We start from the raw sequence: 10,132 nt of genomic DNA, 5'->3' as shown, positions 1-10,132 counted from the left end.
ATAAGGTGTTGGTTTAGTGTACACTTTTTACACTGAATTATAGTTAAAAAAGACAATTTCCTTAGTTTGACTATGGAACTCAAACTATTTTTCGGCAAATACTTTGATATACTTGACAATGGTAGAAAAGGACTTAGTCCTGTGCAATACAGGACTAAATCCTTTACTTAAATTATTTGTCTAACTTTTTTCGGGAGCGGGGAGTATAGAGAACGAGTGGTTTTGACTATATACCAAGTAGGTTGATGGATAAATGTTTGATTAATTGAAAATTTAGTAAGATATATAAATACCTCTTAAATATATATTAAGTAGGAATAGTTAATTAGAGATACCTTTTAAAATAATTACAAAATAATTAAAATAATAAAAAATTGAAAAAGGTTGAAAAAAAAAAAATAACATGCTATAATTATACCATCTATATGAATATGAAACATTGGTACTAGTAATTTGGAGCAGCCTTGTTAGTCATCTTTAATCCCTTTGGGGAAGGGGGTTAAATGCAACTTATCTGTGTTTATTGCTACATGATGTTGGATAGGTATGTCATTCCGATGTTTCAGTTTATAAGATAGGGATAGAGCGTAAGTAAAGGGGACGCTCTTTAAAATGGGGAGAAGTTATTATGAAATATATAAGTTAGCAATACTGCTGGATTCAAAAGCACTTTTATTAGCAAAGCGTTTTTTGTCCTGCAGTTTTTTTATTTATCAAATAGTCTATTTTTTAAATTGGGAAGTAAAGATTAAAATGGTTTCTAATATTACTATCTTTTGATGCTTTACATTTAGGATTCTTTTGTCTTAATTTCTTGATTTTATTAGTTATGATTGTCTTTTATTGAGACCTTTTTTCTTTATCTACTTTACATAACTTACTTAAGAAGACCAATGATAAGAGTATACCCTTTAGTGCTTTTTTTAAAAGATAAATAGTTTTATCTATTTTGTTTGGAAAAATAAAGTGTTTATGTAAAGTTTTATATGTCAATATTATATTGATTTTGTATAGGTTATAGGGGGATTTAATGGGAAAATTAAATATTATGGTTGTCTTTGGAACGAGGCCAGAGGCAATAAAAATGGCGCCGTTAATTCTTGAGTTGAAAAAACATCAAGAAACTATTAATACTATTACAGTGGTGACAGCACAACATCGTCAGATGCTTGATCAAGTTTTGGATACTTTTGAAATAGTTCCTGATTATGATTTGGATATCATGGGGAAAAATCAATCGCTTCAGGAAATTACTTCTAAAATTTTGTCTAAATTTGATCCTGTTGTAAGAAAAGAAAAACCTGATTTGGTTTTAGTTCATGGTGATACAACAACAACTTTTGCTGCCGGCTTAGTTGCATTTTACAATAAAGTAAGTATCGGCCATGTTGAGGCTGGACTTAGAACATACGATAAATATTCACCATATCCAGAGGAAATGAACCGTCAGATGACTGATAGCTTTTCTGATTTATATTTTGCACCTACTCAAGAAAGTAAGGCTAATTTATTGTCAGAAAATCATAAAAAAGAGGCTATTTATGTCACTGGTAATACAGCGATAGATGCCCTAAAACTAACAGTTAAAGATAATTATTATCATGAAGTTCTAGATAAAATTGATGATAGAAGAAAGATTATTTTAGTAACGATGCACCGTAGAGAAAATCAAGGTGAGCCAATGCATCGAGTATTCAAAACTCTTCGACTAATGGTTGATAACCATCCTGAGATTGAAGTAGTTTATCCTGTTCATTTGAGTCCCTCTGTACAAGCAGTAGCGAAAGAAGTTTTGGGTGACCATGATAGAATTCATCTAATTGCTCCTTTGGATGTTTTTGATTTCCATAATTTAGCATCTAGAAGTTATTTTATTATGTCGGATTCAGGTGGTGTTCAAGAAGAAGCTCCCTCACTTGGGAAGCCTGTCTTAGTATTACGAGATACAACGGAACGTCCAGAAGGTGTTAAAGCTGGGACACTGAAACTTGTCGGGACAGATACAAAAAAAGTGAAAGAAGCAATGGAGTCGCTTTTAACAGATGAAGCTCTATATAAAGAAATGTCTGAGGCTCCCAATCCTTATGGTGATGGAAAAGCAGCTGAAAGAATAGTTCAAGCTATTAAAGTGTACTTTAATTTAGCAGATTCTGTTTCAGAGTTCCATGAAGGGGGAGATTAGGTGTGAAAAAAGATAAAAAAGTCTGGTATTGGATTTTATTTTTGATTTTCTTTGAAGCTTTATTGTTTTCTTATTGTTATCAATTCAATCCTGAGTACTTTATGTTTGAGTCTATCCTTCTTGTTCTAGGTATTGGCGCAGTATGTTTTTTATCTGAACTTCTGATTACCTGGATGATAATTTTAAGTTTTGCTTTAAGTATTTTTATTTTGGTTAGTGGTGTTGTCTATATATCACTTCAAGATACTTTAGTACTTATTTTTAGTTTTCCTTTGTTGCTTGGAATTTTATCAAAGATTAAGTCTTATTTTTATAAATATATTTCTTCTGTTCAAATTGAGGAAAGAAAAGCTAGAAAATCTTATCAAGCAGTATTAAAAGAAATTAAATTGAATGAGAATAAATTTATTAATGCGCTTTTGATTCATTATTCTCATGAAGAACAGTTTTTTGAATTGGATCCTCGAGAATATAATCATTTGATTACTAGTATTTATCTTAAAATTTCAAAACAGTTGAATCGTTTTGAGCAAATTTTTTATGTTGCTGATGGAAGTTTCTTAATTTTATCAAAAAATGATTCAAGAAACTTAAATGATTTTTATAAAGATAGTCTTGAAAGACAGTTAAAAGGGATAACATTCGATTGGGGAAATAATCATCAAAGTATTCAATTTCAGACAGGATTTCTTGAAATTAATAAGAATAATTTAAAAAAATTTGATGATTATAGTGAGTTAATTAGCAATTTAAACCGTCAACTAGAGACAGATATAATTGTTGAATATTAGGGGGAAAAATTATGACCATTACTAATTTGTTTTTTGTATTTGCTTTATCTATTAGTCTTCTTTTTGTTATTACTTTCATAGTTTTATTTATCCAGTATACAATTATCTATGAACGTGTTTCCCATAATTTCAAGGCGGTGGAACATGGTTAGTCAATTTTTAATGATTTTTACGCTAGTATCGATTTGGATTTCTTTAATTTGGGGAGTAGTTATCCTAGTTTCTGGTGTTCATTTTTGGCTAAAGCATAGTGATTTTAAAGTAGATAAGAAAGCATTGCCTTATTATCCGAAGGTTACTATTGTCGTCCCAGCACATAATGAAGATGTCGTTATTGCACAGACTGCAAAAGCTATATTAAATTTGAATTATCCACATGACAAAGTTGAGTTACTTTTATTTGCGGACAATTGTTCAGATAGTACTTATGAAGAGTGTCTATCTGTTCAGGCATTACCAGAATATGAAGGGCGTAATATCACAATTATTAACCGCAAAGGAACTGGTGGAAAAGCGGGTGTTCTTAATGATGCGCTCAAGATGGCAGAAGGTGATTATATTTGTATTTATGATGCGGATGCCATGCCTGAAAAGAATGCACTTTACTTTTTAGTTAAGGAAGTTTTAAAAGATCCAGAAAGAAGAGTAGCTGCTTTTGGACGGAATAAAACAAGAAATGCAAAACAAAATTTCTTAACACGTTGTATAAATCAAGAAATTGTCGTAACGCAACGTGTACACCATGTTGGAATGTGGCATTTGTTTAAAATAGGTCGTATTCCAGGTACTAATTTTATTATTCAAACTGATTTTGTAAAAAGTATTGGTGGTTGGAGAAATGGTGCTTTAACAGAAGATACAGATATTTCCTTCAAGATTATGCAAAGCGGTAAATTAATTGCATTGGCATATAATTCCGAGGCGTTTCAACAAGAACCTGAGACCCTTAAAAGTTACTATATGCAACGAAAACGTTGGGCCAAAGGTAATTACGAAGTTGTTTTATCAAATTTTAAACACTTGTTCGGTAAAGGAAATTGGCGAGTAAAACTAGAAGTTGCTAATTACTCTTGTATTTTCTTCTGGTTTAATGGAGCGATTGTCTTATCAGATTTAATTTTCTTTGCCAATGTTTTAGCTATTATTTTACATCCTTTCTTTCCTACTATACAAATTCCGTTTGCATTTGATGCAAGTAATATATACATAGCTCAATTGATGTTATTTAATTGGCTATTAATGATTGGTTTGTATTTATTACAAATCAATGTTGCGTTAGCATCGCAATTCGGACAAGCGACAAGTAAGCAAGTTTGGCTAGCGATTCTCTCTTATTTTAGTTACGCACAGTTGTTCATTATTGTTTCTTTAGATTCGTTGTGGTCTATTATCATGGATAAAGTTCTTCACCGTGAAGGAACAACATGGGTTAAAACTAAACGTTTTGCAGAATAGGAGTGTATATGAAAATAAAATACTTTAAATATTTTTGGTTTATAGTAACCCTTGGTCTATTTGTTTTTTTGATGTTTTCAGTAAGAATTAAAACCAAGACAGATATTCGTAATAGGATTTACCAACAGTGGGAGAGACACTTCGTAGTAAAAGATGGTAATGAAGCTTATATCAAAACTACAAATGATAAAGATAAGGACATTGTACTCTCGGAGTCCCAAAGTTACGGGATGCTAATAACTGTTAGAGCGGCTCAGAAAGGTCTAGCGAGTCAACAAGATTTTGAAAGACTCTACAAATATTATTTATCTCATCGTATTGAAGGAAGTCAATTGATGTCTTGGGAACAAATTGTTCAAAAGAGTTCTAAAAATGTTGACGAACACAATGCAACGGACGGAGATCTTTATATTGCTTATGCTTTAATTGAAGCCTCAAAACAGTGGCCAAGTCAGAAAGACGAGTATCAAACGCAGTCTAAGGCTATCTTGCAGGATATTCTCAAATATAATTATAATGAAAATACTGGAATCTTAACTGTTGGGAACTGGGCAAACAGAGATTCAAAGTATTATAATCTAATGAGAACATCTGATGCTTTACCAAAGCAATTCCAATCATTTTATGAAGTTACTAAAGATAAAAAATGGTTGAGTATTAGCGATAAGATGTTAAGCAGTCTGGAAACAATTAGTTCTCAAACAGAAACCGGATTAATTCCAGATTTTATCTGGGTTGACCAATCGGGAGTTCGTAATGTTAAGCCTCATACTATCTCCTCCCAGTTTGACTCTACTTATTCTTATAACGCTTGTCGTCTTCCATACAATCTTACACAAAGTAACGATGAAAAGAGTCAGAGAGTCCTCAGTAAGCTATTGGATTTCTTCATGACACAGAAGAATATTTTTTCTAATTATAATTTAGATGGTAATTTTTTAGATGACCATCAGGCTGCATGTTTTAAAGCACCAATTGCTCTTGCAGCTGATAAAGATTCAGGATATTTGAAATTGGTTCAGCAAAATAAAATAGTTTTTATGCAGAACCTACCAGTAAATAATTATTATGATTCTGCAATTATTACTTTGGTTACCATGGAATTTTTTTAAATTATCATTATAGTATTTAGTTTGAATAGAAGAATACTTTAAGTAAATTTGAAGGTATACTATTGAGCTATTAATATGAGATGGTGATTGTATTCTTTTTCAGTATTTAAGAACGTTAATTGATAAAAGTCTTTTAAATAGCTAGAGTATTAAGAAAAATTACAAAGTAGTTATTAATCACGAATAACTTAGAAACTTCCCTAAAGCTGTTCTCTAGAAACAGATATTAAGGGAAGTTTTTTGATTGTATATGATAAATGTTTAGAACTGTCTCACCCTCTTTTTATGTTTTAGCTTAGCTTTCTATGGTATAATAGTACCATGACTATTATTAATCAATTCGTCACTTTGGCGAGTCACCTTGTATTTATAGGATTGAGCTACCATATGCTGATTAGCCTCTTTGATTGGGCGAAGATTATCAAAAATCCGATTGAAAATACTGGAAAATTGAAACTCTTTTTGCTCTTTATCAGTATTGCCTTAGGCTACCTTATCAGTTCCTTTATTCTGTCGGTTTTAGCTTTTGGACAGAATATGGCCAGCTCGATTTCTTAAATTAGTGATTTTAAAAGACTTTTGATATAATACAAAAAGATGAAAATGACCCTTGAAAGGAATCCTTATGGATAAAATTATTGTGCAGGGTGGCAACACTCGATTAAGTGGTGAGGTTGTCATTGAAGGTGCTAAAAACGCTGTCCTCCCTTTGTTGGCGGCGACTATCTTGGCCTCGGAAGGTCAAACAACCTTAACTAATGTTCCAATCTTGTCAGATGTTTACACGATGAATAATGTTGTTCGTGGTTTAGATGTTGCTGTAGACTTTGACGAGGAAAACAATACCGTTGTTGTTGATGCTAGTGGAGAAATTCTCGATCAAGCACCATATGAGTATGTTAGTAAGATGCGTGCATCAATCGTAGTTCTTGGACCTATTCTTGCCCGTAATGGTCACGCTAAGGTCTCAATGCCTGGCGGTTGTACGATTGGTAGTCGTCCAATCGACCTCCACCTCAAAGGTTTGGAAGCAATGGGTGCTAAAATTACCCAAGTTGGTGGTGACATTACTGCGACGGTAGAAAACCTTAAAGGTGCAACGATTTATATGGACTTCCCATCTGTTGGTGCCACTCAAAACCTTATGATGGCAGCAACTTTGGCTGATGGTGTTACAACCATTGAAAATGCTGCGCGTGAACCAGAAATCGTTGACTTGGCTCTTCTTCTTAACGAGATGGGAGCAGACGTCAAAGGTGCTGGAACTGAAACACTCGTGATTAAAGGTGTTAAAGCTCTCCATGGTACTAAACATGCAGTTGTTCAGGACCGTATTGAAGCAGGTACCTTTATGGTAGCAGCGGCTATGACTTCTGGAGATGTCCTCATCAAAGATGCTATCTGGGAACATAACCGTCCTTTGATTTCAAAATTATTGGAAATGGGTGTTGATGTTAAGGAAGAAGAAGGTGGCATTCGTGTTAAATCTGATGTTTCTCAATTGAAACCAGTAACCGTTAAAACTCTACCTCACCCAGGTTTCCCAACTGACATGCAGGCTCAATTTACAGCACTTATGGCAGTGGTAAACGGTGAATCAACCATGATTGAAACTGTCTTTGAGAATCGCTTCCAACACTTGGAAGAAATGCGTCGTATGGGACTTCATTCAGAAATTCTTCGTGATACGGCTATGATTCACGGTGGTTTGCCACTTCAAGGTGCTCAAGTTATGTCTACTGACCTTCGAGCTTCGGCAGCACTTATTCTTACAGGAATGGTGGCTGAAGGAACAACGACTGTTGGTAAATTAACTCACTTGGATCGTGGTTACTATCAATTCCATGAGAAACTAGCTAAACTAGGAGCAAATATTTCACGTGTAAGTGAGGCTTAGTATGGAAACTGGTAAAGGCTATGTTTTTCGTCAATTATTACTTGTTTTGAGTGTGTGTGTGATTGGCCTTGTTTTTCTAGCTATCGGTTTGATGGTTGGCTATGCTGTTTTAGGAGAGGGCAAGGATCCGATAAGCATCTTAAAACCAGAAACTTGGCAGGCAATTGTTGCTAAATTTACAGGAAAATAAAAGGGAGTGGGAAGTAATCCCGCTCCTTTAGTCATGACATTCATATAAAAGAAAGAGAACAATGGCAAAAAGAAAGACATCTTTAACAAATAAACAGAAACGTCAACTAGTCTCGTTACTAATAGCGGTCTTGATTGCAGTGTTAGGTTACATTGGAACGAGTAATAAGCTCTCACCTAACAATCCAATCAAGCAGGTAGCTAGTCTAGTCTCGGGAAAATCTAATAACTCCGTCAAATCAAAAGGCTCAACAAGAGGGCAGTCTACGCCACAAGAGCAGCTCGCTGAGACAGTGATGACTAGCTCTGTCAAGAGTCAACTAGGAAACGCCATAGAATGGAATGGGGCAGGGGCTTATATTGTTAATGGTAATAAGACCAATCTTAATGCTAAGGTATCTAGCCAACCCTATGCTAGTAACCAAGTTAAAACCGTTCAAGGACAAACGGTTCCTACAGTTGCGAATGCCTTGTTAAGTAAAGCGACCAGACAGTACAAAAATCGTCAAGAAACAGGGAATGGCTCAACTTCTTGGACACCAGCTGGATGGCATCAAGTTCACAATCTTTCAGGAGAGTATAGCCATGCCGTAGACCGAGGCCATTTGTTAGGTTATGCGCTAGTAGGTGGCCTCAAAGGATTTGATGCCTCGACTTCAAATCCAGAGAATATTGCTGTTCAAACTGCTTGGGCTAACCAAGCTAATAGTGAAACTTCCACAGGCCAAAACTATTATGAAAGCCTGGTACGAAAAGCTCAGGATAAAAACAAACGTGTCCGTTACCGCGTGACTCTCATTTATGAAGGAGATAACCTGATTCCATCAGGATCACATCTTGAAGCCAAGTCAGCAGATGGCTCGCTTGAGTTCAATGTCTTCGTTCCAAATGTCCAAAAGGGAATTACCCTAGATTATTATTCAGGGAAAGTAACGGTGAATTAACGAAACAAACGACTCCGATTGGAGTCGTTTTTAGTATCCAGAAAAACAAAAACCCACCCGTAGGTGAGTTTTTATTTTATTCACTAGCTTGCTCCCATTGTTTAGAGAGGTAGCGAGAGTAGCTAGAAATAGCAAAGTTAACCACGAAATAAGCTAAAGCCACAATACCGTATAAGGTAAAGATTTGACTAGGTTCGTAGTAACCACCCATCAAAATCTGACTCTTACCAAACAATTCCTGTAAGGCGATAACAGAGTAAAGGAAAGAAGTATCCTTGATAACTGTTACGAATTGAGAAATGATAGATGGCAACATCTTACGAATAGCTTGTGGGAAGATAATGTAAATAAAGATTTGTTTGTTGTTAAATCCTTGAGACAAGCCAGCTTCCGTTTGACCATGGTCGATAGAGTTCAGTCCCCCACGAATGATTTCCGCCAAAGCAGCTGAAGTAAAGACCGTGAAGGAGGTAATCCCTGCCGCAGTTGACTTGAGTTGGAAGACCAAGAAGATAATGAAAATCCAAAGCAAGTTAGGAACGTTACGGACGAACTCAACGTAGATAGAAGCAATCCAACGAAGGATAGGATTCTTTCCGTTACGCATCACCGCCAGAATTGTTCCGAACAGGGTAGATAGCACGATGATGAAGAAAGACAAGTAAAGGGTCGTCCACATCCCTTGTGCCAAGAATTTAAGGTTAGTAGCTGATAAAACTTCTGACATAGTGGACCTCCTTAGTAAGCTTTCTTATTCTCTTCTTCTTTACGACGTGCCCAAGTAGCTAGAGGGAAACACATGATAAAGTAGAGGAAGGCAGCCCCAGCAAAGGCCGGCACATAGTTAGTGGTATCATAAGCCCAAGCCTTAGCAGTGAACATGATATCCGCCCCAGAAATGATAGCAACTGTTGAAGTGTTCTTAATCAAGTTAACCACTTGGTTGGTCAATGGTGGCAAGATAGTACGGACTGCTTGAGGCAAGATGATGATACGCATGGTATCAGCGTAGGTGAATCCTTGAGACAAAGCCGCTTCGGTTTGACCTTTAGGAACCGCCTCGATACCTGTACGAATAATTTCAGAGATATAGGCTCCTGTGTAGACCCCTACACAAAGGATAGCTGTCAATGAAATTGGAATCATGATATGGCCATCAGTCAAGATTGAAATCCCATAGAAGACAACCACGAATTGCACGAGCAAGGGTGTGTTCTGGAAGATTTCGACATAAACACGTGAAATGCCACGAAGGACCTTGTTATGAGTCGAACTCATAGCCCCAAAGATGAGCCCAAGAAGAAGAGCTACAATCAAGGCACCAATTGAAATGCCAAGGGTGTAAAAGAAACCTTTGGCAAACTGCCCAAAGTTAGCGAAGAAAGCAGCCCAACGTTCAAGAGCGAAAGGACTAGCCGTTTCAGTTAAAAGATACATAAATTCAGGACTCCTTTCTATTTATCTTCAGCCTTAGCTGGTTTCAAGTGATACTTATCGTAAAGTTTTTGAAGGGTACCATCTTTTTGCCATTTAGCAATCAAATCGTTGGTATAATCAATCAA

The 10,132-nt window shown here is 35.6% G+C and carries 10 protein-coding genes and 1 pseudogene; 8 read left to right on the top strand and 3 right to left on the bottom strand.

All coding sequences use genetic code 11. The features are described 5' to 3' along the window. The first annotated feature begins 1,030 nt into the window (after positions 1 to 1,030). The 8 genes from wecB to HMPREF2697_RS00795 all read left to right on the top strand — a co-directional run bounded on the left by wecB (position 1,031) and on the right by HMPREF2697_RS00795 (position 8,570). Complete coding sequence (wecB, locus tag HMPREF2697_RS00830; RefSeq protein ID WP_013990691.1) at positions 1,031 to 2,182, top strand: non-hydrolyzing UDP-N-acetylglucosamine 2-epimerase; 1,152 nt, start codon at positions 1,031 to 1,033, stop codon at positions 2,180 to 2,182. Positions 2,183 to 2,184: 2 nt separating this feature from the next. Continuing rightward, positions 2,185 to 2,973: a hypothetical protein gene (locus HMPREF2697_RS00825; RefSeq protein ID WP_045769136.1), complete on the top strand. Its 789-nt coding sequence runs from the start codon at positions 2,185 to 2,187 to the stop codon at positions 2,971 to 2,973. A gap of 144 nt (positions 2,974 to 3,117) precedes the next feature. Then, positions 3,118 to 4,428, top strand: a complete 1,311-nt coding sequence (locus tag HMPREF2697_RS00820) for a glycosyltransferase family 2 protein (protein ID WP_014633211.1) — start codon at positions 3,118 to 3,120, stop codon at positions 4,426 to 4,428. A gap of 8 nt (positions 4,429 to 4,436) precedes the next feature. Continuing rightward, on the top strand, positions 4,437 to 5,540 hold the full coding sequence (locus HMPREF2697_RS00815) for a family 8 glycosyl hydrolase (RefSeq protein WP_013990687.1): 1,104 nt from the start codon (positions 4,437 to 4,439) through the stop codon (positions 5,538 to 5,540). Between the two features lie 321 nt (positions 5,541 to 5,861). After that, positions 5,862 to 6,098 carry a DUF1146 family protein gene (locus HMPREF2697_RS00810; protein ID WP_002890830.1) on the top strand — a complete coding sequence of 79 codons (237 nt, stop codon included), beginning with the start codon at positions 5,862 to 5,864 and terminating at the stop codon, positions 6,096 to 6,098. Between the two features lie 67 nt (positions 6,099 to 6,165). Then, positions 6,166 to 7,437: a UDP-N-acetylglucosamine 1-carboxyvinyltransferase gene (murA, locus tag HMPREF2697_RS00805; protein WP_014633210.1), complete on the top strand. Its 1,272-nt coding sequence runs from the start codon at positions 6,166 to 6,168 to the stop codon at positions 7,435 to 7,437. Between the two features lies 1 nt (position 7,438). After that, positions 7,439 to 7,627, top strand: a complete 189-nt coding sequence (locus HMPREF2697_RS00800) for a DNA-directed RNA polymerase subunit beta (protein WP_014633209.1) — start codon at positions 7,439 to 7,441, stop codon at positions 7,625 to 7,627. A gap of 61 nt (positions 7,628 to 7,688) precedes the next feature. After that, on the top strand, positions 7,689 to 8,570 hold the full coding sequence (locus tag HMPREF2697_RS00795; protein ID WP_049554297.1) for a DNA/RNA non-specific endonuclease: 882 nt from the start codon (positions 7,689 to 7,691) through the stop codon (positions 8,568 to 8,570). 76 nt (positions 8,571 to 8,646) lie between these two features. Here the strand turns inward: HMPREF2697_RS00795 and HMPREF2697_RS00790 are convergent, their stop codons facing one another. The 3 genes and pseudogenes from HMPREF2697_RS00790 to HMPREF2697_RS10330 all read right to left on the bottom strand — a co-directional run. Then, the gene (locus HMPREF2697_RS00790) at positions 8,647 to 9,297 is read right to left on the bottom strand and encodes an amino acid ABC transporter permease (protein ID WP_002886253.1); all 651 of its coding nucleotides are present in this window, start codon (positions 9,295 to 9,297) and stop codon (positions 8,647 to 8,649) included. Positions 9,298 to 9,308: 11 nt separating this feature from the next. Then, the gene (locus tag HMPREF2697_RS00785; RefSeq protein ID WP_014633207.1) at positions 9,309 to 10,007 is read right to left on the bottom strand and encodes an amino acid ABC transporter permease; all 699 of its coding nucleotides are present in this window, start codon (positions 10,005 to 10,007) and stop codon (positions 9,309 to 9,311) included. A gap of 17 nt (positions 10,008 to 10,024) precedes the next feature. Beyond that, positions 10,025 to 10,132, bottom strand: a pseudogene (locus HMPREF2697_RS10330) (glutamine ABC transporter substrate-binding protein); the annotation flags it as partial.

Source organism: Streptococcus sp. HMSC064D12 (genome assembly GCF_001837205.1).
GTDB classification, from domain to species: Bacteria; Bacillota; Bacilli; order Lactobacillales; family Streptococcaceae; genus Streptococcus; species Streptococcus salivarius_D.
The sequence above is the reverse complement of the archived record's forward strand: the minus strand, read 5'-3'. Positions and strand labels throughout refer to the sequence as shown.